Origin of the sequence: Marinobacter sp. LQ44, from assembly GCF_001447155.2 — a bacterium.
Taxonomy (GTDB): Bacteria; Pseudomonadota; Gammaproteobacteria; order Pseudomonadales; family Oleiphilaceae; genus Marinobacter.
Map to the genome: position 1 here is coordinate 1,646,843 of NZ_CP014754.1, position 21,830 is coordinate 1,668,672.

Below are 21,830 nucleotides of genomic sequence, written 5' to 3' on the forward strand. Positions count from 1 at the left end.
TCTTACTTTCCTGCGTGTAGATCCTGGAGGCGACGTACTGTGCGCTCCGGGCCAAATTTGATGGCCCGACAGAAGGCTTCGCCGCCTGCCAGTGTGGTTGTGTAGGTCACCTTGGTCTGCAGGGCAGACTGGCGAATCTGGGCCGAGTCGGAAATCGCCTTGCGACCTTCAGTGGTATTGATAATCAGCTGGACCTGACCATTCTTGATGGCGTCAACAATGTGCGGGCGGCCCTCGCGAACCTTGTTTACCCGCTCCACGGCAACACCTTCGGCTTCCAGCGCCTTGGCAGTGCCAGTGGTGGCAATCACCTTGAACCCGGCCTCAACCAGGTCACGAGCCACCTTCGCCGCACCGGGCTTGTCGACATCCCGCACAGACATGAACGCGGTACCCTGGGCAGGCAGGCGCTCACCGATGGCCAGAGCCGCCTTGGCAAAGGCTTCATCAAAGCTGTCGCCCAGCCCCATCACCTCACCGGTGGATTTCATTTCGGGCCCGAGGATCGGGTCCACAGCCGGGAACTTGTTGAACGGGAACACGGACTCTTTAACCGCGTAGTAGGTCGGCACGATTTCCTGAGTGAAGTTCAGTTCTTTCAGGCTTTTGCCAGACATAACCCGGGCCGCAACCGCGGCCAGAGACACGCCAATGGCCTTGGACACGAACGGCACGGTCCGGGAAGCCCGGGGGTTCACTTCGATCACGTAGATCTCGCCGTCCTGATAGGCCAGCTGCACGTTCATCAGGCCGATAACGTCCAGCTCGATGGCCATTTTCTTCACGGCCTCACGCATGTCGTCCTGCACCTGCTTGCTCAGACTGTAGGGCGGCAGGGAGCAGGCGGAATCACCGGAGTGAACACCAGCCTGCTCAATGTGTTGCATGATACCGCCGATCACAACATCAGTGCCGTCACTGATGGCATCGATATCTACTTCGATGGCAGCATTCAGGAAGTGATCAAGCAGTACCGGGCTGTCATTGGAAACCAGCACCGCGTTACGCATGTAGCGCACCAGTTCAGTTTCGTCATAGACGATTTCCATGGCCCGGCCACCCAGCACGTACGACGGGCGCACCACCAGCGGGTAGCCAATCTCGCGGGCCGCCACGATGCCTTCCTCGTGGCTACGCACAGTGGCGTTTTCCGGCTGCTTCAGACCCAGACGCTGGATCATCTGCTGGAAGCGCTCGCGGTCTTCGGCGCGGTCGATGGCGTCCGGGCTGGTACCGATGATAGGCACACCGGCGGCCTCCAGGCCACGGGCCAGTTTCAGCGGAGTCTGACCGCCATACTGGACAATCACGCCCTTGGGTTTCTCGACGTTGATGATTTCCAGGACGTCTTCCAGGGTGATCGGCTCAAAATACAACCGGTCGGAGGTGTCGTAATCGGTCGACACGGTCTCCGGGTTGCAGTTGATCATGATGGTTTCGTAGCCGTCCTCACGCATGGCCAGAGCCGCGTGCACGCAGCAGTAGTCAAACTCGATGCCCTGGCCGATACGGTTGGGGCCACCGCCGATGACCACAATCTTCTCGCGGTCGGACGGCTCCGCCTCGCACTCTTCCTCGTAAGTGGAGTACATATAGGCAGTGTCGGAGGCAAATTCAGCCGCACAGGTATCGACACGTTTGTACACCGGGCGGATGCCCAGATCGTGGCGCAGCTTGCGCAGGCTGACTTCGGAAATACCCAGCAGTTTGGCCAGGCGGGCATCGGAGAAGCCCTTGCGCTTGAGACGGAACAGGGTGGCCTTGTCGATATCGGCCTTACCGGCCGACTTGAGGGCCTGCTCTTCGCGCACGATGTCCTCGATCTGCACCAGATACCAGGGGTCTACCTTGGTGTGGCGGAACACTTCGTCCACGGTCATGCCGGCGCGGAACGCATCGCCGATGTACCAGATTCGCTCGGCACCGGGTACGTTCAGCTCCCGGGTCAGGGTTTCGCGGCTGTTCTCGGAGTCCAGCTCTTCCAGCTTTTCATCAAAACCTTCGGAACCCACTTCCAGGCCACGCAATGCCTTCTGCACCGACTCCTGGAAGGTCCGGCCAATGGCCATAACCTCACCGACAGACTTCATCTGGGTGGTCAGGCGGGCGTCGGCCTGGGGGAATTTCTCGAAGGTAAACCGGGGAATCTTGGTAACCACGTAATCAATGGACGGCTCGAACGAGGCCGGGGTGACGCCGCCGGTGATTTCGTTCTGCAGTTCATCAAGGGTGTAACCCACGGCCAGCTTGGCCGCGACCTTGGCGATCGGGAAGCCAGTGGCCTTGGACGCCAGCGCAGAGGAACGGGACACCCGCGGGTTCATTTCGATCACCACCATGCGGCCGGTGTCGGGGTTGATGCCGAATTGCACGTTGGAACCGCCGGTTTCCACACCGATTTCACGCAGCACCGCCAGCGAGGCGTTCCGCATGATCTGGTATTCCTTGTCGGTGAGAGTCTGGGCGGGGGCCACGGTGATGGAGTCACCGGTGTGCACGCCCATGGCGTCGAAGTTCTCGATGGCGCAGACGATGATGCAGTTGTCGTTCTTGTCCCGAACAACTTCCATCTCGTACTCTTTCCAGCCAATCAGGGATTCGTCGATCAACAGCTCGTTGGTCGGGGACAGGTCGAGACCGCGAGTACAGATTTCCTCGAACTCGTCCTTGTTGTAGGCAATACCACCACCAGAACCACCCATGGTAAACGATGGACGGATGATGCACGGGAAGCCGATGTCTTCGGAGATCTTCCAGGCTTCGTCCATGGAATGAGCGATGGCCGCACGCGGGCACTCAAGGCCGATTTTCTTCATGGCCTTGTCAAAGCGGTCGCGGTCTTCGGCCTTGTCGATGGTGTCGGCGTTGGCGCCGATCATTTCAACGCCATGCTTTTCCAGCACGCCGTGTTTTTCCAGGTCCAGCGCACAGTTCAGTGCGGTCTGGCCACCCATGGTGGGTAGCAGGGCGTCCGGCTTTTCTTTCTCAATGATCTTTTCGACCGTCTTCCAGGTGATGGGCTCGATGTAGGTGGCATCGGCCATGGCCGGGTCGGTCATGATGGTGGCCGGGTTAGAGTTCACCAGGATAACCCGGTAACCCTCTTCGCGCAGCGCCTTGCAGGCCTGGGCCCCGGAGTAATCGAATTCGCACGCCTGCCCGATCACAATGGGACCTGCGCCCAGGATCAGGATGCTTTGGATGTCTGTACGTTTTGGCATGTCTCGGTAAACCTGTCAGCAACTTTTGAATTCTTTCAGCGCGTACGATGCGCCAGTGAGCTATCTGTGATGGCCTTGCCCTCAGGCAGATCGCGCTTCCATCAGCTGGATAAACTCGTCGAACAGGGGCGCCACATCATGGGGGCCCGGGCTGGCTTCCGGGTGACCCTGGAAGCTGTAAGCCGGCTTGTCTGTGCGGCGAATACCCTGCAGAGTGCCGTCAAACAGCGACTTGTGGGTGGCTTCCACATTAGCCGGCAGGGTTGCTTCGTCTACCGCAAACCCATGGTTCTGGCTGGTAATCATCACGGTGCCTTTGGCAATATCCTGCACCGGGTGGTTGGCGCCGTGGTGGCCGTGGCCCATTTTCATGGTTTTGGCGCCACTGGCCAGAGCCAGCAACTGGTGACCGAGGCAGATGCCGAACACCGGGATTTCGGTTTCCAGCACTTGCTGGATAGCCGTGATGGCATAGTCGCAAGGCTCGGGGTCGCCGGGGCCGTTGGACAGGAAGATGCCGTCGGGATTCATGGCCAGCACTTCCGAGGCCGGGGTTTGCGCAGGCACCACGGTGATGTCGCAGCCACGGGCGGCGAGCATGCGCAGGATGTTGAACTTCACACCGTAGTCCCAGGCAACGACCTTGAATTTGGCGGCGGCCTGGTCACCGTAACCGTCTGTGATATCCCACTCGGTCTGGCTCCACTGGTAGGCTTTGTCGCTGGTGACTTCTTTAGCCAGATCCATGCCCTTGAGGCCGGGGAAGGCTTTCGCCAGTTCCAGGGCGCGCTCGGCGGTGGCGTTCTCGCCAGCGATGATGGCGCCGTTCTGGGAGCCTTTATCGCGCAGGATGCGAGTCAGGCGGCGGGTGTCGATGTCAGCAATGCCAACAATGTTGTTGCTTCGCAGGTACTCGCCCAGGCTCTGTTGGTTACGCCAGCTGCTGGCGATCAGCGGTAGATCACGAATGATCAGGCCGGCGGCATGGATGCGGTCCGATTCTACGTCTTCTTCGTTTACACCGGTGTTGCCAATGTGCGGATACGTCAGGGTGACGATCTGGCGCGAGTAGGACGGGTCGGTCAGGATTTCCTGGTAGCCGGTCATGGCAGTATTGAATACTACCTCGCCGCTGGTTTCTCCATCTGCGCCGATGGCGGTGCCGTAGAAGAGGCTTCCGTCTGCGAGTGCAAGGATTGCTGGTGTGCTCAAGGCTTGTATCCTCATCGAGTGGCGTAAGTTCGTCACGAACAGGAACGCAAGCGCAAATTCAGGTTGCAAAAAAGCGAGACAAGGTAAAAACCCGGTCCCGCTTTCTTATAAACTTTTCAAAGGTACGCTTGGTGCAGTCAAATCGCCTTATTGTAAGCTGTCTTGGCGTTTTCTGTCCACGTTGAATTCTTGCCGGGCGTAAGGCGGTTGTCCGGCAGGAGGGCTGGATCACCTTCCCGAAAAACGCTACGAGCACCCGCAGGCGGGTCCAGCCAGCAATCACAGATTGCTGTCGTTCGACTGCGCATGAAGCTTTGCTTCATAAACGCTTGTCTCACCCATGTGCGCTTCGCTCCGGCCATCCATGGCCTCCGAGATTTTCGGGAAGGTGATCCAGCCCTCCTACCTCAGAGCCCGCTGCTCAGAACTCTCTCGCTCGGGGTCAACTGTTCAAGAGCACATTCAGCCCTTCAGATTCAAGACATCCTGCATGTCATACAGTCCAGCGGCCTTCCCTTCCAGCCAGAGCGCAGCTCGCATCGCCCCTTTGGCGAAGGTCATCCGGCTGCTCGCCTTGTGGGTGATTTCAATACGCTCGCCTTCGGTGGCGAACAGAACGGTGTGGTCGCCCACCACGTCGCCGGCGCGGATGGTTTCGAAGCCGATTTCCTTGCGGGTGCGCTCGCCGGTGAAACCTTCGCGGCCGTAGACGGCGCATTCTTTCAGATCACGGCCCAGGGCGTCGGCTACCACTTCGCCCATGCGCAGGGCGGTGCCTGAGGGGGCGTCTTTTTTGTGGCGGTGATGGGCCTCGATGATTTCTACGTCGTAGTCGTCACCCAAAGTAGCCGCTGCGGTGCGCAGGAGGTTGAGGACGACGTTGACGCCAACGCTCATGTTGGGGGCGAAGACCACAGGGGTGGATTCTGCCGCCAAGGCCAACTGTTCTTTCTCGGCGTCGGTCATGCCGGTGGTGCCGATGACGATCATTTTGCCGTTGGCGCTGCAGAACTTTGCGTTTTCCAGGGTGAGGTCCGGGAAGGTGAAGTCCACCAGTACGTCGAAGTCGTTTTTGACGTCGTCGAGGCTGCCGGCCATTTTGATGCCGGTTTTGCCGATGCCAGTCATTTCGCCGGCGTCGGCGCCAATCAGGCTGCTGCCTGGCTCGACGATGGCAGCACCGAGTTCGAGGCCTTCGGTACCGTCTACGGCTTCTATCAGTACTTTGCCCATGCGCCCGGCGGCGCCGATGATTGCTACCCGCATCTGTTCTGCCCTCAGAATTTCATTTCGTCGAAGAAACTTTTCACACCCTCAAACCAGGAGGTTTTCTTCGGAGCATGATGGGTGCCGTTGTTGCCGCTGAGGGTTTCCTGGAACTCTTCCAGCAGCTCTTTCTGGCGCTTGGTCAGGTTGACCGGTGTTTCTACCATCACGCGGCACAGCAAATCGCCGGCAGGGCCACCGCGAACGGGACTAACCCCTTTGTTGCGCAGGCGGAAGAGTTTGCCGGTCTGGGTTTCCGGTGGAATCTTGAGTTTGACCCGGCCATCCAGGGTCGGTACTTCCAGTTCACCACCCAGGGCTGCATCCACGATGCTGATTGGCACTTCGCAGTATAGATTACGGCCATCACGGGTGAAGATGGAATGCTCGCGCACGGCAATCTGCACATACAGGTCGCCTGGCGGCCCACCATCAACGCCCATTTCGCCCTCTCCTGAGAGACGAATCCGATCTCCGGTATCCACACCGGGCGGCACTTTCACAGACAGGGTTTTTTCCTGCCTCACGCGGCCCTGGCCGTGGCACACTTTACAGGGATTCTTGATGACCTGACCGGAGCCCCGGCAGGTCGGGCATGCCTGCTGAACGGTAAAGAAACCCTGCTGCATGCGAACCTGCCCCATACCCTGACAGGTTCCACAGGTTTCCGGACGGGAGCCTTTTTCAGCACCGCTGCCGTCGCAGGCTTCACACTCTTTGTGGCCAGGAATATTGATCTTGACGGTTTTGCCTTTGACGGCTTCTTCCAGGTCGATTTCCAGGGTGTAGCGCAGATCGGAACCGCGAGTGTTGCGGCCCCGGCCACCGCCACCGAAAATGTCACCGAAGACATCACCAAAGATATCGGAGAAGCTGGCACCACCGCCGCCAAAGCCACCGCCGGCCTGGCCATCCACGCCGGCATGACCAAACTGGTCGTAGGCCGCACGCTTGCTGCCATCGGCAAGAATTTCGTAGGCTTCGCTGGCCTCTTTGAACTTGTTCTCGGCGTCTTTGTCGTCCGGGTTACGGTCCGGATGGTATTTCATCGCAAGCTTTCGGTAAGCCCGCTTTATGTCCTTCTCGTCCGCGTCCCGGGAGACCCCGAGTACTTCGTAATAATCGCGCTTGGCCATGCTTAAAACCCTGTTGCTATAACGCGGAAAACGCGGGGCTTACCCCCGCGTTTTCCAACTACCTGATGTACTTAGGATTTACTTCTTGTCGTCGTCTTTGACTTCTTCGAACTCGGCGTCCACCGCATCGTCAGCCGCCTGGGACTGGGCACCTTCCTGCCCGCCAGCCTGCTGCGCCTGGTCTGCCTGATCCGCGTACATCTTCTGTGCCAGCTCGGAAGACACTTCGGTCAGTTTCTGAGTCTTGGTTTCGATGGCTTCCTTGTCAGAGCCGGTCAGGGCTTCTTCCAGATCCTTGATGGCCGCCTCGATAGACTCCTTTTCACTGCCAGAAACCTTGTCGCCGGCTTCGGTCAGCGTCTTGCGCACGGCGTGAACCATGGCATCACCCTGGTTGCGGACCTGAACCAGCTCTTCGAACTTGCGATCTTCCTCGGCGTTGGCCTCGGCATCACGAACCATCTTCTCGATCTCGTCATCGTTCAGGCCAGAAGAAGCCTTGATCACGATGGACTGCTCCTTGCCGGTCGCCTTGTCCTTGGCAGACACGTTCAGGATACCGTTGGCATCGATATCGAAGGTTACTTCGATCTGCGGCACACCGCGTGGCGCCGGCGGAATATCCGCCAGGTCAAAGCGGCCCAGCGACTTGTTCTGGGAAGCCTGCTTACGCTCACCTTGAACCACGTGAATGGTTACGGCCGTCTGGTTGTCATCCGCTGTTGAGAACGTCTGCGACTTCTTGGTCGGGATGGTGGTGTTCTTGTCGATCAGCGGCGTTGCCACGCCACCCATGGTTTCAATACCCAGGGTCAGCGGGGTTACGTCCAGCAGCAGCACGTCTTTCACGTCACCGGAAAGAACAGCCGCCTGGATGGCAGCACCCATGGCAACGGCTTCGTCCGGGTTCACGTCTTTACGGGCTTCTTTGCCGAAGAACTCTTTTACCTTTTCCTGCACCAGCGGCATACGGGTCTGACCACCCACCAGGATAACCTCGTCGATTTCAGACGCCTTCATGCCGGCGTCCTGCAGGGCGACTTTACAGGGCTCCAGGCTACGCTGAACCAGGTCTTCCACCAGGCTTTCCAGCTTGGCGCGAGTCAGCTTCACGTTCATGTGCTTGGGCCCAGACGCGTCTGCAGTGATGTACGGCAGGTTCACGTCTGTCTGCTGGCTGCTGGACAGCTCGATCTTCGCTTTCTCACCGGCTTCCTTCAGGCGCTGCATGGCCAGGGAATCGCCGCGCAGGTCGATGCCACTGTCTTTCTTGAACTGGTCTGCCAGGTACTCGATGACTTTCAGGTCGAAGTCTTCACCACCCAGGAAGGTGTCACCGTTGGTGGCCAGAACCTCGAACTGATGCTCGCCGTCGACATCGGCAATTTCAATAATGGAGAGGTCGAAAGTACCACCACCCAGATCGTATACAGCAACTGTGCGGTCACCGCTCTTCTTGTCCAGGCCATAGGCCAGGGCAGCCGCGGTCGGCTCGTTGATGATCCGCTTCACTTCCAGACCGGCGATCTTGCCCGCATCTTTGGTGGCCTGGCGCTGGCTGTCATTGAAGTAAGCCGGCACGGTGATAACTGCTTCCGTTACCTTCTCGCCCAGGTAGTCTTCTGCCGTCTTCTTCATTTTCTTCAGAACTTCTGCAGAGATCTGGGGCGGTGCCATCTTCTGGCCCTTCACTTCAACCCAGGCGTCGCCGTTGTCGGCCTTGGTGATCTTGTAAGGCACCATCTTGATGTCTTTCTGAACCACATCGTCCTCAAAACGACGACCGATCAGACGCTTGATGGCGTACAGGGTGTTATGGGGGTTGGTGACCGCCTGGCGCTTGGCGGACTGACCAACCAGGGTCTCGTTATCGTCGGTGTACGCGATAATGGAGGGAGTCGTACGATCACCCTCAGCATTTTCAATAACCTTTACCTTGTCGCCATCCATGATGGCCACACAGGAGTTGGTGGTTCCCAGGTCGATACCAATAATCTTGCTCATCGAATCACTCCAAATCTTTCTGAATGCTGTCCCAGGGAGGTTTGCCCTGACTGTCGCTGTTTAATCGCTATATTGGCGCTTTAATCGGCTTTTCAAGCCTGCTCGTCGATTTTTGGTGCACCTTCCGCCTTGGCCACAACCACCATGGCGGGACGAACCACGCGACCGTTCAGCAGGTAGCCCTTCTGCACCACGGCAACTACACTGTTCGGCTCGGCATCTGGCGCGGGCACCATAGACATCGCCTCGTGCTGTTGCGGATCGAACGGTTCACCCACCGGGTTCACCTGTTCAACGTTGAATTTCTTGAGGCCGTTCATGAACAGGCCCAAAGTCATTTCCACACCTTCGCGAATGGAGCCAACCAGCTCCCCGGCGTTTTCATGACCTTCAGTACTTTCCACTGCCTTTTCAAGGCTGTCCGCCACCGGAAGGAGCTCTTTCACGAACTTTTCCAGGGCGAACTTGTGGGCCTTTTCCACATCAATTTCGGCACGACGACGCACATTCTGCATCTCAGCCTGGGCTCTCAGCGCCTGGTCCTGATATTCCTGCAACTGCGCCTTCAGCATTTCCAACTCGGAACCTTCTTCAGCTCCGGCGGTTTCTGCTTCGCCCTGCTCTTCTGTGGCGTTTACCGCCTCGTTCAGCTCGTCTACCTGTTCGTTACGCTTATCGTCAGCACTCATGACAACTCCTGATGACTTTCCCTGGGCCCGAGGGCCTGCGGCTAAATGAGCCCCGCCTTGCACAGGCAGGAAAATACGACTTTGCGAACGAATATGGGGCCCGCCCATCAGGTTTCAACCTCAAACGATGCATTCTTTCAGATTTTCACGATTCGATTGTTTGCAAACAGGAAAAACCCTGTATATATTCACAGAAACTGTATAGATCAACAGTGTTCAGACAATTTTCAGAGAGTCTCCAATCCTGAGCGGAGGTTATCGGCATGCTCACACAACTTATGGTCTCCAACTACGCCATCGCTGAACGGGTCGACCTGCATTTCAGCAAAGGCATGACGGCCCTGACCGGTGAAACCGGCGCTGGCAAATCCATTGTTCTGGATGCGCTCAGCCTGGCCATGGGCGGCCGAGCGGATGCCGGTGCCGTGCGCCACGGCGCAAAACGAGCCGATATCACCGCCAGCTTCGACATCTCACGTATTCCGATTGCCCGACAATGGCTGGAAGAACACGAACTGGATGACAAAGACGACTGCATCCTGCGCCGGACCATCAACAAAGATGGTCGTTCAAAAGCCTTTATTAATGGCCAGCCCTGCCCACTCTCCCAACTCAAGGACCTTGGCGGCCTGCTGATGGATATTCACAGCCAGCACCAACATCAGTCACTGCTGCAAAAAGACACTCATCGGAAGCTGCTGGACGAATTCTCCGGCGCCGAAGACCTGGCAGAGCAAACCCGGGATGCCTGGAAAGCCTGGCATAGAACCAGTCAGAAGCTGGAACAGCGGCGCCAGAACGCCGACGAGGCAGAGGCAAAACTGCAACTGCTCCGGTACCAGGCGGAAGAGCTGGACCGGCTTGCCCTGGGCGATGGCGAACAGGAAGCACTTGAACAGGAACAAGCGCAGCTGAGCCAGGCCGATGCGGTACTGCATAGCAGCCATCAGGCTGCCCTGCTGTGCACTGAGGACGAAACCAGTGCCGCCGACCTGGTGCGTCAGGCACTTCAGCAACTGGAGCAACTCCCAGTGGACGTTCCGGCACTGGCTGACACCATCCAGATGCTGACCGAAGCACAGATCCAGATTTCAGAAGCCGGGGACAACCTTCGGCACTTTGTTGAAGACTACGAAGCAGACCCCGCAAGGCTGGCCGAGGTCGAGGAACGCCTGAGCGCCATTTATCAGATGGCTCGAAAGCACCGCATCACACCGGAGGAATTGCCGGAACTGCACCAACGCCTGTCGAACGAACTGGAAGAACTGGACGGCGGCGAAGGCAGCCTCGAGCAGCTTGAGGCAGAGCAGCAAGCCCTGCGCAAACGGTTTGATGAACTGGCCGGGCAATTAACGGCCAAGCGGGAGCAGGCAGCGGCGGAACTGGATCAGCGAATTGCTCAGGAGCTTGCACAGCTGAGCATGCCGGCCGTCCAGTTTGTTACCAAACTGGGCCGCAACAGCAATGACGAACCGCCCCCCCACGGTATGGAAGATATCGAGTTCCTGGTCAGCGCCAACCCGGGGCAACCCGCACGCCCACTGGCCAAGGTGGCCTCCGGGGGCGAACTGTCTCGGATCAGCCTTGCCATTCAGGTAGTGGTCGCCCAGACCTCAACCACCCCTACCCTCGTATTTGATGAAGTGGACGTGGGTATTGGCGGCGGCACAGCCGAGGTGGTCGGGCGTTTACTCCGGTCTCTGGGCAGCAACGGCCAGGTGCTGTGTGTCACTCATTTGCCCCAGGTGGCAGCTCAGTGCCACCAGCACCTGTTCGTCAGCAAATTCACCGAACAGGACGCAACCTATTCACGCATTGAAACGCTGGATGACCAGGGAAGAATCAGCGAAGTGGCAAGAATGCTGGGCGGCGTAGACATGACAGAGCACACCATTGCCCACGCCCGGGAGATGTTCGTTAAGGGTCAGGCGACCCATCACTGAATCCCCCCTCTCGATTCGGAGAGCTGTTGGGGCCGGCGCTTGCTGGCCCTTTTTTTTTGACTTATTTCTTGGAAGAGCCCAAAGGCTTAACGTAGAGGATCAGGCTGTGATCAACGATCTCATAGCCGTGCTCCTTGGCGATCTTCTGCTGGCGCTCTTCGATGATATCATCCACAAACTCGATCACTTCCCCGGTTTGCGTGCATACCATGTGGTCATGGTGATCATCGCCCGCCATTTCGAAGACGGCGTGGCCACCCTCAAAGTTATGGCGCAACACCAGGCCTGCGGCCTCGAACTGAGTCAGTACCCGGTAGACGGTTGCCAGCCCCACGTCATCTCCCTGATCCAGCAGCTTCTTGTAAACATCCTCGGCACTCAGATGGTGCTCTTCGGCGTTCTCCAGAATATTGAAGATTTTGACTCTCGGGAGAGTAACCTTCAAACCGACCTTTCGTAATTCGGCGTTTTCAGATGACATGTTACTATTCACTCTTTGGTGTGCCTTACGGCTTCCGGTATGATGAAGCCGCCGTTCAACGGACTACCCGTTTCACACCTGCTTGATGCAGGCGATTTCAAGATAGAGGATTTCCCCCGGCGATGCAAAAGCTCACCGCTATCGTTCTTATTAGCATTTTATCCTTGTCCGGTTGCGCATTCCCTGGCGTTTACAAAATCAACGTGCAACAGGGGAATATCGTGACCGAAGACGACCTCAAGAGCCTCTCGCAAGGCATGGCCCGCAGTCAGGTTCATGCGGTTCTCGGGTCGCCGCTGATGCTCAATCCGGTGGACCCCTCGCGCGAGTACTATGTGTACACCTTCCAGCGCCGGGGTGGGGATATCCAGGAGCAGCGCATAATCGTCTATTACGAAGGCGACGAGTTCAGCCATTACGACGCACGACTGCTGGAAGAAACGCCCGCTTACTGATTGTTCAGGCTTTCTTTTTGGCCCGGTTCAGCCGGGCCTGCTTGGGATCTATCTTTAGCGGTCGGTATAGTTCAACCCGGTCTCCCTCGCGCAGCTCATGGCCCGCGGGGTCTTTAATGACTTTGCCAAACACGCCCATATCCGTTGCGTCCGGATCGATTTCCGGGAAAATATCCGTTATTCCAGACAGTTTCACGGCCTCGATGGCCGTGGTTCCCTCAGGCACTTCAATCGCCACAATTTGCTGCTTGTCTGGCCGGGCATACGCTACCTCTACCTGCATCAAACCGTCCCTCCCTGATAAATCTGGTCTGCCCGACGGCAAAACGCATCCACCATGGTATTGGCAGCCTGATTGAACACCGGACCAAAAGTCATTCGGGACAGTGAGCCCGAAAACTCAAACTCCAGGGTCAGGATCACCTTACAGGCCTGCTCGTTGAGCGCCTTGAAGTGCCACCGCCCCCGCAGATTTTTCAGTGGACCATCCACCAGGCTCATCTCGATCGCCTCGGGCATCAACAGCTGATTACGCGTGGTCAGGCGATGGCGCACACCGCCCTTGGCAATCTCCAGTGACGCCATGATCTCTGCATCCGTCTGTTCGTGCACCTCTGCCCCGGCGCACCAGGGCAGAAACTCGGGATACCGTGCAATATCATTGACCAGATGGAACATGCGCTCTGCGGAGTGCATGACCAATGCGGTCTTATCAATCTGATGCGCCATGAAAACCGGGATTCCTGCGTTTTTTACAACAAAAGAGCCTGACTGGCCCGCGAAGGCCAACTACACACTATGATAAAGGATATCGTCCCCGTTGGGGGCGTTTTCCGCCGGCTGGCTTTCTGCGCCCTGACCAGACGCGTTACCTTCTGGCCCCGGGCCCTCACTTTGCGGGCTTACGGGCAAACCGTCACCGTCATCGTTTGCCGTCGCAGGCATCGGTTCTTTTGGCGCGTCATCTTGTGCGCACCAAATGGCGGCGCTGCCGTTATCACACAGGTTTGACAACGAGAATACTGTGTATTGTATGCCAATCCAGGCCACCAGAACCGGCAGGACAAGGCGCATAACCCAATACCAGATCTTGCGAATAGCCACCGGGGTGTTACCAAGAATCCTTGCGGCATAGCGCCGGGTCAGGCACCAACCGGCAAAGGTGGCAATCAGCAAGGCCACCAGCGGAATCAGGATGCCGCCCGTCGTCAGCTCCAGCCATCGGAACAGGGTGGCACCGGCAAACCGGTAGTCCGCCCAGAGATTGAAGGAGAATAGCGAACCCAGGCCGGCAGCCCACACGGCAACACCGGCAATAACCGCAGACCACCCTCTGGGTGCGCCAGTCCACTCACGAAACCAGCCCACCACAGGCTCCAACAGCGATATGGCGGTCGCCCACACGATCATGAGCACCAGCAGGAACACCGCCGCAATGATCAACTGACTGTGGGGCAACTGGGCCAGCGTGACCGGCAGGGAGACAAACAACAGCCCGAAGCCTCGCTCACCATCAAGACTGGCACCATCCAGCGCCACCGAGAACATCATCAGCCCCGCCAGGATGGCCACCAGAGTGTCCATCAACACCACCGCCAGCAATGACCGCTTCAACCGGGTATGTGACGTGCTGTAAGCGCCGAAGATCGCCCACACCCCCATCCCAAGGCCGAGGGTATAGAAAGCGTGAAAAAAGGCCGCCTTGACGCTATTTAAATCAACGTTGTCTGGCCGCAGCGCCAGGATGTGTTCAATACCCGAATCCAGCCGCCCATGACTGGCCGACAAGGCAAATAACCCCAGCATCAGCAGCAACGCTGCGGGCACCAGAAATCGCAGCGATCGCTCCAACCCCTTCACAACGCCCTGGGCCGATACCCAGACCACGAGAACCATGAAGAACGCGTGCCAGGCCATAAACTCCCGATGCCCACCCGGCCTGGACACCAGATCCGTCAGGATACCGGTCGCCGCCTCGGGCGTCGCTGCCCTGAAACTGTCTGCTGCCCCAAAGAAGACATAGGCCAGCACGATGCCACCGAACACCGCCGTGAATGACAACACCAGGAACGCGGCAAGCACACTCAAGGGGCCGGCCAGGCGCCACAGCGGCGAACAGCCTGCGTCTTTCACCATGCCGTCCATCGCCAGTACAATGCCATGGCGTGAGTGCCGCCCAAGCACCGCCTCAGTCACCATCAGCGGCAGGGTTACCAGCAGCAGGCAGGCGAGATACAGAAAGATGAACAACCCGCCACCGTGAATACTGGCAAGGTATGGAAACTGCCACAGATTGGCCAGGCCCACGGTAGCGCCCACCGAGGCCCAAAAAAACGTGGATTTTCGGGTAAATGACCCGATGGACGTGTGATACTTGTTCGCCATGGCGATCCCTGACAGTCAAATGCGCCCCATTGTAGCCGAAGGCGGCATCCCGGAACGACTGGATCTACAAGCCCAGCGGTGAAATCGTGACCCGTCTGGCAGCCCTGGGCTACAATGTCCGATTTACCGGCCAACAGTCACCCGGCCGGCACACACATTCTTCCGTTCCCGGACAGGATTCATGAGCAAGAAGAAAGCAAACGGACCAACCAGCAATACCATTGCCCTGAACAAAAAGGCAAAGCACGAATATCATATTGAAGAACGCTTTGAAGCCGGCCTTGCCCTGCTGGGCTGGGAAGTGAAATCACTGCGAGCCGGCAAGGCTCAGCTGGTGGACGCCTACGTACTTCTGAAAAATGGCGAAGCCTGGTTGTTGGGCGCTCATATCACGCCGCTCAACACCGCCTCCACCCATGTGATCGCCGATCCGACCCGTACCCGCAAATTGCTGCTGCACGCAAAGGAAATTGCCAAGATCATCGGCCAGGTCAACCAGGCCGGGCATACCTGCATACCGCTCGCCCTGTACTGGAAAGGCAATAAAGTGAAATGCGAAATTGCCCTGGTGAAAGGCAAGAAGCTGTTCGACAAGCGTGCCACCGAAAAAGAGCGTGACTGGAACCGCCAGAAACAGAGAATCATGCGCGAGGCCAATACCTGAGCCTCGCTGGCACTGTCGCTTTTACCGCCTCTTTCCCGGCCTCGGAATCCCTCCTATACTCAGGTGTTCACACCTGCTCCGTCCCCACAGGCAGTACCTGGAGCCCCTGTTAGTTGGCAAACAGCAAAGGGAGGGCTTATGTCATCTGAACGGACTGCAATGACGTCAGTCGACCGATCCTGGCTGCGTATGGACACCCCGGAGAATCCCATGATGATCTCCGCGGTGCTGATGTTTGAGCAACCGATTCCGATCAAACGGCTAAAACGCACACTCGAAGAACGATTTCTGAGATTCAGGCGATTTCGCCAACGGGTGGTTGAGAAGGGCGACAAATGCTACTGGGAAGACGATCCCAACTTTGATCTCGACAACCACCTGCACCGCATTGCACTGCCAGGACAAGCCAGCAAGAAAGAGCTGCAGGAACTGGCCAGCGATTTCAACAGCACGGCACTCGACTTTCGCCGACCACTCTGGCAAATCCACTACATCGATAACTTCAACGGCGGCTGCGCCCTGCTGATCCGCATTCACCACTGTATTGCCGATGGCATTTCACTGGTTCGGGTTCTGCTATCGCTCACCGACCGGACACCAGAACCAAAACTGGAACGCATCGCCAAGAAAGTCGCCATTCCCAAACCCCAGGGCAACGCTGCCACGCGGTTTTTGCACCGTTTGGTGGACAGCAGCCAGGCCGGCTGGCAACAGGCGCAACTGTTCCTGGATTCCGTTCGGCAAGAGCCCAATTACACCCTGAAACTGGCGCGGACCGCCGGCGGCATCGCCATGGACCTGGCGAAACTCGGGCTGGCCCCGTTTGAGCCGAAAACCAGCCTGAAGAGCCAGTTGGTAGGCCGCAAGAAAGTGGCCTGGGCGGAGCCCCTGGCCCTGGATGACGTAAAACACTGCGCCAGGACCCTGGGTGGAACGGTCAACGACGTATTGCTGTGCGCCGCCACCGGGGCCCTGAGCCGGCACTTTACCGAACACAAGCAAACCATACCCGATTGCGGTATTCGCGTTGCAGTGCCGTTCAACCTTCGGCCCCTGGACCAACCCATAGAATCATTGGGCAACCAGTTTGGCCTGGTTCTGGTATGCCTGCCCGTGGAAGTCCATGACCCGTTGATGTGCTTCCGCCAGGTGCAGGAAAACATGAACAGGCTCAAACAGTCCTACCAGGCTCAGGTAACCTACAGCCTGTTGGACCTGTTTGGCCGGGGCCCGGATATTCTTGAGCGTCGGGCCCTGGACCTGCTCAGTAACAAGGCCTCTGCAGTACTGACCAACGTGCCCGGCCCACGGCATCCGGTTTACCTGGCCGGCAGCAAACTGGTGCAACCCATGTTCTGGGTGCCCCAGAGCGGCAACATCGGCATTGGCATGAGCATTTTCAGTTACGCCGACACCGTCCAGTTCGGCATCACCGTCGACAAGGGCATACAGGCCGACCCGCAAGCAGTAATGAACTACTTCCGGGACAGCTTCCAGCACCTGTACGACGCGGCCATGTCTCACGCCCATGGCCTGCACATTGCACAGGCCTCGTGAACAGGATAAGTACAAATAGTGACAAACAAGCCTTGAAGTCCGGCAAACCGGACACATATACTGATCATAAGGGGACGACATGGCTTCGACGCTGGTGGCGAACCCTTGGGTGCATGTCGAGATGGCAGCCAATCTCGTTAATCCAAAGCTGCAACGCAATAGTCGCAAACGACGAAAACTACGCACTGGCGGCCTAAGGGCCTGCCAGTCGTCCTGGCCGGGATGCCTATAACCCGGTAGCAACATCCCAGGACGTCATCGCTAATAGGCTGCTCCTTTAACCAGAGCTCACTGGCTAAAGGCTAAGATTTAAAGAGCTCGCCTCTTGCACCCTGGCCTTCGGGTCGCTTGAGGTTAAATCAATAGAAGGACACTAAGCATGTAGATCTCAAGGCCTAGTGCTGGCGGACGCGGGTTCAATTCCCGCCGTCTCCACCAACTTCCAAGAGAAAGGCCCCTGATTTCAGGGGCTTTTTTTCGTTTTCACACCCCCGCCCCTTGCCAACCCTTCACCAATCCGTCATGCAATCCTCGCTCATTCCCGTTATGGTCGTGTCATTCCAAGCCACACAACCAACGCTATGAACCAACCCAACGACCCAGACAACCTGCAGGAACTCATCGCCCGTATCCGCGACCACACACGCGAGATGGACGAGGTGTCCGTGGGTGACTTGCTGTCAGCTGCAGGCGAGCGTTCTTTTGGTCCGGTGGTGCTGGTTGCCGGGCTTATCACACTGGCGCCGTTGATTGGCGATATTCCGGGTGTTCCCACGCTGCTGGGGCTTCTGGTACTGCTAACGCTGGGGCAGTTGCTGTTTCAGCGGGAGAGCATCTGGATTCCAGCGCGGCTTTCAGAACGGCGGATATCACGGGACAAACTGTTCGAGGGGCTGGACTGGATGGATAGGCCCGCACGCAAGCTGGATGACTGGACTCGCCGGCGGCTGAGCTTCCTGGTGCGCGGCCCAGGGCAGCTGGCCATGGCAGTGGTGTGCATGTTGGTGTCGCTGGCCATGCCGCTAATGGAATTCATCCCGTTCAGTGCCAATGGCGCCGGGCTGGCGCTGATGGCGTTCGGGCTGTCGATTATTGCCCGGGACGGCCTTCTCGCTCTGCTGGCACTGGCCTTCACTGGCGGTACCGCCTGGTTTGTGCTGACCAATCTGCCCGTTTGAAACGGCGTCCGTCGGCCCTCTGTCGTGATCACCAGCTTGTCACCAATTGATACAATTACCCTCACCTGCCCGTGCTGGGAAAACTGCTACTATAAAGACAGGTTATCGTTTGGCGCTCCAACTCGGGAGCATTTTTGTCTGTAAGGATGCATGCATGTCCAGCAAAGCGAAGCAGTCCCAGAAACTCCTGCTGTTCCGCCTTTTCGGATCGCGCCTTTTTGGTCTGGGTACGCTCAAGATTCGGGAAATCCTGCCCTTTCAACGGCTGACCAAGTTGCCCCATAGTCATCACGCCGTCATTGGCACCGCTACGTTCCGGGGGTCGGCGGTTCCGGTTATTGATATGTCGGCTGCGGTTGGTTATCCGGCACTGACAAAAGAGGAGCAGGCCAAGGGCTCCATTATCGTGACCGACATTCAGCGCCAGGAGATCGGCTTTCTGGTGCGCAGCGTTCAGCAGATTATCGAGACCGACTGGAAAAGCGTGATGCCGCCACCCAAGGCTCTGGGTACCAATGCCTTCATCACGGGCCTGCTGGATGTGGAAGGCGACATCATTCAGCTTTTGGATGTGGAGCTGCTGCTGGCGAAGGTGTACCCAGAGTCCCTGGACACCGGCGATGTGGCGCTGTCAGACATTCAGAGCGAAACCCTGCGGTCCCTGAACATTCTGCTGGTGGATGATTCACAGGTCGCGCGCAAGCAGCTCAGCGATGTGTTGGACAGCAAAGACATCACCTACCATGTGACCGCTAATGGTGACGATGCCCTGCAGGTGCTGCTCAGTCAGGATGAGCGAGGTACTCCAATCGACATTCTGGTCAGCGATATCGAAATGCCGGGGCTGGATGGCTATGAACTGACGTTCAATGTTCGCGACAATAACGCCCTCAAACAGCCATACATTATTTTGCACACGTCCCTGAACAGCGAGATGAGCCTGAGCTACGCCAATCAGGTGGGTGCCAACGAAGCACTCACCAAGTTTGACGCCGAGGAGTTATTGCAGGCGATGCTCAGAGGAGCTGAGCAAGCCAGTTAAGGCCGAATGTCTTCGATGAAGGCTTCGGCATCGGCCCGCATTTCCGCGAGTTTTTCGTTCAGCTCTTCCTGATATCGGTTGAGTGTTTCCCGGCTGAGCCGGCTGAAGCGCTCAGCGGTTTCCGCAACAGTGCGGCTGGCGTTGGCCAGGGCCTCCATGGTGGGCTCGCTCAATTCGTCTGCCTGGCGCCTGAGGTCCCGCGCGGTCTGCTCCATGATGGCGCGGTCTTCGGCGGGTTCAGGTTGACCATCTTCCAGTGCCTCGTCCAGCGAATGCTCAAGGGCGCGCATGGACTCCTGCAACCGCCGGGCGAAATCCTCCATCGCGCTCTCAGCCCTTCGGCTCATCTCGTCAGAGTAGGTTTCCAGGTCTCTGGCCAACTGCTCCATCTTCTCTTCAAGCTCGCTGCTTGACGAAGAGAAGGTCGCACTGAGCCTCTGCCCCAGCCGGCTCAGCTCACCCATGATGTTACTGAATGGGGACGGGTTCAGTATGGCCTCCCCTGTGCGCTGGTAATCGACAAGCCACTGGTCCTGCTGCCGCACCAGATAGGTGGTCAGCTCAAGACGTTCTCCGCCGGAGCGCTCCTCCGCCGGCAGGCGGGTAACGATGGTTGCTTCACGCTCATCGATAACAACCCTGCCAAAGGAGGGAACGGCATTGGCCCAGCTTCGCTGGTAGCCGTCAACGTCGCGGGGGTCGTCCAGGGTGGAGAATCTCACCACGTCACCTGCGTCGTTATCAGCCATGGCCTGCCAAAAGGCCGCTGCCACTTCCTGAGGTGTTTCAGGTTTGCTGCAGCCGATTATCGCCAACGCAACGAACACCATTAATAACCCACGAACACCAAGACGAATCATTCATCAGTACCTTGTATACAATACTTTCTCGCATCATACCCACGTCAGAGTCGACAGGTCAGTTCCGCCAGCTCCTCATCAAACACTCGCCGATTTTCGCTGTAATCCACCGGCACATCCACCAGGTGGACACCGCCCTCGGCCAGCGCACTTTTCAAGGTAGAGCGTAGGTCCTCTGTCCGGGTTATGCGGTGTCCTTTGGCGCCGTACGACTGGGCATAGGTGACAAAGTCCGGATTGCGGTAATCCAGACCATAATCGGCATAGCCTTCCTGGCCCTGCTTCCACTTGATCATGCCATAGGCACTGTCATTGATAATCAGCACCACCAGGTTCAGTTTGAGGCGGACAGCAGTCTCCAGCTCCTGGCTGTTCATCATGAAGCCACCGTCCCCACAGATGGCCATCACTTTCAGGTGCGGGTACAGCATAGCGGCCATCATGCCGCTGGGCAGGCCGGCCCCCATGGATGCCAGGGCGTTGTCCAACAGCACAGTGTTGTTATCGTAGGCCGGGTAGTTGCGGGCAAACCACAGTTTGTACATGCCGTTATCGAGGGTGATGATGCCGTCGTCGGGCATCACCTGGCGCACATCGTGGACGATCCGCTGAGGAATCACCGGGAACCGGTCATCTTCCGCCCGCTCCTGCAAATGCGCATCCACGGCCTTTTTGACCTCCATCAGGCCGGAGAAGTCATGGTTCGCGCACTGGCCACAGTGCTCGGCCAGATACTCGACGCTGTTAGCGATATCACCGACCACTTCATGCTGGGGAAAGTAAACCGGATCAACATCCGCGCCACTGAAATTCACGTGGATAACTTTCTTGCCACCCGGGGTCATGAAAAATGGCGGTTTTTCCACCACATCGTGGCCCACATTGATCACCAGGTCAGCCCGGTCTATCGCGCAGTGCACAAAGTCACCGGCCGACAGCGCCGCGTTGCCCAGGTATCCGGGGTGACGTTCGTCGACCACACCCTTGCCCATTTGGGTGGTGAAAAAGGGAATACCGGTTACGTTCACCAGGTGCAGCAAGGCCTGGGACACCCGTTTCCGGTTGGCGCCAGCGCCGATCATGATCAGTGGATGCCTGGCCTCGCGCAGCATATCGCAGGCCATTTCCAGGCTCTTCCGGCTGGCTGAGGGCCGGCGGGCGTCACTGGGCTGGAAAATGTGGGTGTCGCGGGCCGGTTGCTCCGCGGCGATGTCCTCGGGCAACTCGAGATGAACCGCTCCCGGGCGCTCTTCCGAGGCCAAACGAAAGGCCTCCCGAACTTTCGCCGGAATGGTATTGGCATTGCTGATTTGCCGGGTGTATTTGGTCAGGGGACGCATCAAGTCCACCACGTCCAGAATCTGGAACAGGCCCTGTTTCGAGGATTTGATCGGCTTCTGCCCGGAGATCATCATCATCGGCATGCCACCCAGCTGGGCGTATGCAGCAGCGGTCACAAGGTTTGTGGCGCCAGGGCCAAGTGTGGACAGACAAACGCCCACCTGGCCAGTGAGTCGCCCATAGGTGGCCGCCATAAAGCCCGCAGCTTGCTCATGGCGGTTGAGCACCAGTTCGATGCTGGAGTTCCTGAGGGCATCCAGAAAGGCCAGATTTTCTTCACCGGGTACAGCAAAAATGTACTTAACGCCCTCGTTTTCCAAAGCGCGGATGAACAATTCGGCACCGTTACCACCCGTTCGTTGCTCTTCAGCCATGCTCGCCCTCGTGGTCCGTGAG

The 21,830-nt window shown here is 57.9% G+C and carries 18 protein-coding genes and 1 other RNA gene; 7 read left to right on the plus strand and 12 right to left on the minus strand.

Features of this window, described 5'->3' with window-relative positions; all coding sequences use genetic code 11:
• Positions 1-2: 2 nt before the first annotated feature.
• The 6 genes from carB to grpE form a co-directional block, all read right to left on the minus strand.
• On the minus strand, positions 3-3,221 hold the full coding sequence (carB, locus tag ASQ50_RS07745; protein ID WP_058092543.1) for a carbamoyl-phosphate synthase large subunit: 3,219 nt from the start codon (positions 3,219-3,221) through the stop codon (positions 3-5).
• An 81-nt stretch (positions 3,222-3,302) separates the two neighbouring features.
• Positions 3,303-4,433, minus strand: coding sequence for a glutamine-hydrolyzing carbamoyl-phosphate synthase small subunit (carA, locus tag ASQ50_RS07750; RefSeq protein ID WP_227513280.1), 1,131 nt, complete (start codon positions 4,431-4,433; stop codon positions 3,303-3,305).
• A gap of 462 nt (positions 4,434-4,895) precedes the next feature.
• Positions 4,896-5,699 carry a 4-hydroxy-tetrahydrodipicolinate reductase gene (gene dapB / locus ASQ50_RS07755; RefSeq protein WP_058092541.1) on the minus strand — a complete coding sequence of 268 codons (804 nt, stop codon included), beginning with the start codon at positions 5,697-5,699 and terminating at the stop codon, positions 4,896-4,898.
• 11 nt (positions 5,700-5,710) lie between these two features.
• Complete coding sequence (gene dnaJ, locus ASQ50_RS07760; protein ID WP_058092540.1) at positions 5,711-6,835, minus strand: molecular chaperone DnaJ; 1,125 nt, start codon at positions 6,833-6,835, stop codon at positions 5,711-5,713.
• A 78-nt stretch (positions 6,836-6,913) separates the two neighbouring features.
• The gene (gene dnaK, locus ASQ50_RS07765; protein ID WP_058092539.1) at positions 6,914-8,839 is read right to left on the minus strand and encodes a molecular chaperone DnaK; all 1,926 of its coding nucleotides are present in this window, start codon (positions 8,837-8,839) and stop codon (positions 6,914-6,916) included.
• Positions 8,840-8,931: 92 nt separating this feature from the next.
• The gene (grpE, locus tag ASQ50_RS07770) at positions 8,932-9,528 is read right to left on the minus strand and encodes a nucleotide exchange factor GrpE (protein WP_058092538.1); all 597 of its coding nucleotides are present in this window, start codon (positions 9,526-9,528) and stop codon (positions 8,932-8,934) included.
• Positions 9,529-9,791: 263 nt separating this feature from the next.
• Here grpE and recN point away from each other — a divergent pair, with 263 nt between their 5' ends.
• On the plus strand, positions 9,792-11,471 hold the full coding sequence (recN, locus tag ASQ50_RS07775) for a DNA repair protein RecN (RefSeq protein WP_058092537.1): 1,680 nt from the start codon (positions 9,792-9,794) through the stop codon (positions 11,469-11,471).
• Between the two features lie 61 nt (positions 11,472-11,532).
• Here the strand turns inward: recN and fur are convergent, their stop codons facing one another.
• Positions 11,533-11,952: a ferric iron uptake transcriptional regulator gene (fur, locus tag ASQ50_RS07780; RefSeq protein ID WP_058092536.1), complete on the minus strand. Its 420-nt coding sequence runs from the start codon at positions 11,950-11,952 to the stop codon at positions 11,533-11,535.
• A gap of 122 nt (positions 11,953-12,074) precedes the next feature.
• Here fur and ASQ50_RS07785 point away from each other — a divergent pair, with 122 nt between their 5' ends.
• The gene (locus ASQ50_RS07785) at positions 12,075-12,407 is read left to right on the plus strand and encodes an outer membrane protein assembly factor BamE (RefSeq protein WP_058092535.1); all 333 of its coding nucleotides are present in this window, start codon (positions 12,075-12,077) and stop codon (positions 12,405-12,407) included.
• Between the two features lie 4 nt (positions 12,408-12,411).
• Here the strand turns inward: ASQ50_RS07785 and ASQ50_RS07790 are convergent, their stop codons facing one another.
• The 3 genes from ASQ50_RS07790 to ASQ50_RS07800 are packed head-to-tail and all read right to left on the minus strand — an operon-like array spanning position 12,412 to position 14,792.
• On the minus strand, positions 12,412-12,690 hold the full coding sequence (locus ASQ50_RS07790) for an RnfH family protein (protein WP_058092534.1): 279 nt from the start codon (positions 12,688-12,690) through the stop codon (positions 12,412-12,414).
• The gene (locus tag ASQ50_RS07795) at positions 12,690-13,136 is read right to left on the minus strand and encodes a type II toxin-antitoxin system RatA family toxin (protein WP_058092533.1); all 447 of its coding nucleotides are present in this window, start codon (positions 13,134-13,136) and stop codon (positions 12,690-12,692) included. Before ASQ50_RS07795 ends, ASQ50_RS07790 begins: the two co-directional genes overlap by 1 nt.
• A gap of 60 nt (positions 13,137-13,196) precedes the next feature.
• A complete protein-coding gene (locus ASQ50_RS07800) occupies positions 13,197-14,792 on the minus strand; it encodes a sodium-dependent transporter (protein ID WP_058092532.1) in 1,596 nt (531 codons plus the stop codon).
• Positions 14,793-14,973: 181 nt separating this feature from the next.
• Here ASQ50_RS07800 and smpB point away from each other — a divergent pair, with 181 nt between their 5' ends.
• The 5 genes from smpB to ASQ50_RS07825 all read left to right on the plus strand — a co-directional run bounded on the left by smpB (position 14,974) and on the right by ASQ50_RS07825 (position 19,233).
• Positions 14,974-15,456, plus strand: coding sequence for an SsrA-binding protein SmpB (gene smpB, locus ASQ50_RS07805; protein ID WP_058092531.1), 483 nt, complete (start codon positions 14,974-14,976; stop codon positions 15,454-15,456).
• A 138-nt stretch (positions 15,457-15,594) separates the two neighbouring features.
• Complete coding sequence (locus tag ASQ50_RS07810) at positions 15,595-17,013, plus strand: wax ester/triacylglycerol synthase family O-acyltransferase (protein ID WP_058092530.1); 1,419 nt, start codon at positions 15,595-15,597, stop codon at positions 17,011-17,013.
• Between the two features lie 70 nt (positions 17,014-17,083).
• Positions 17,084-17,451: a transfer-messenger RNA gene (ssrA, locus tag ASQ50_RS07815) on the plus strand.
• Between the two features lie 143 nt (positions 17,452-17,594).
• On the plus strand, positions 17,595-18,191 hold the full coding sequence (locus tag ASQ50_RS07820) for an exopolysaccharide biosynthesis protein (protein ID WP_058092529.1): 597 nt from the start codon (positions 17,595-17,597) through the stop codon (positions 18,189-18,191).
• Between the two features lie 154 nt (positions 18,192-18,345).
• Positions 18,346-19,233, plus strand: coding sequence for a chemotaxis protein (locus ASQ50_RS07825; RefSeq protein WP_058092528.1), 888 nt, complete (start codon positions 18,346-18,348; stop codon positions 19,231-19,233).
• Here ASQ50_RS07825 and ASQ50_RS07830 read toward each other — a convergent pair.
• Together ASQ50_RS07830 and ASQ50_RS07835 are read right to left on the minus strand one after the other, a co-directional pair.
• The gene (locus tag ASQ50_RS07830; RefSeq protein WP_058092527.1) at positions 19,230-20,093 is read right to left on the minus strand and encodes a hypothetical protein; all 864 of its coding nucleotides are present in this window, start codon (positions 20,091-20,093) and stop codon (positions 19,230-19,232) included. The genes ASQ50_RS07825 and ASQ50_RS07830 overlap by 4 nt on opposite strands.
• 44 nt (positions 20,094-20,137) lie before the next feature.
• Complete coding sequence (locus ASQ50_RS07835) at positions 20,138-21,808, minus strand: acetolactate synthase large subunit (RefSeq protein WP_058092526.1); 1,671 nt, start codon at positions 21,806-21,808, stop codon at positions 20,138-20,140.
• Positions 21,809-21,830: the final 22 nt, after the last annotated feature.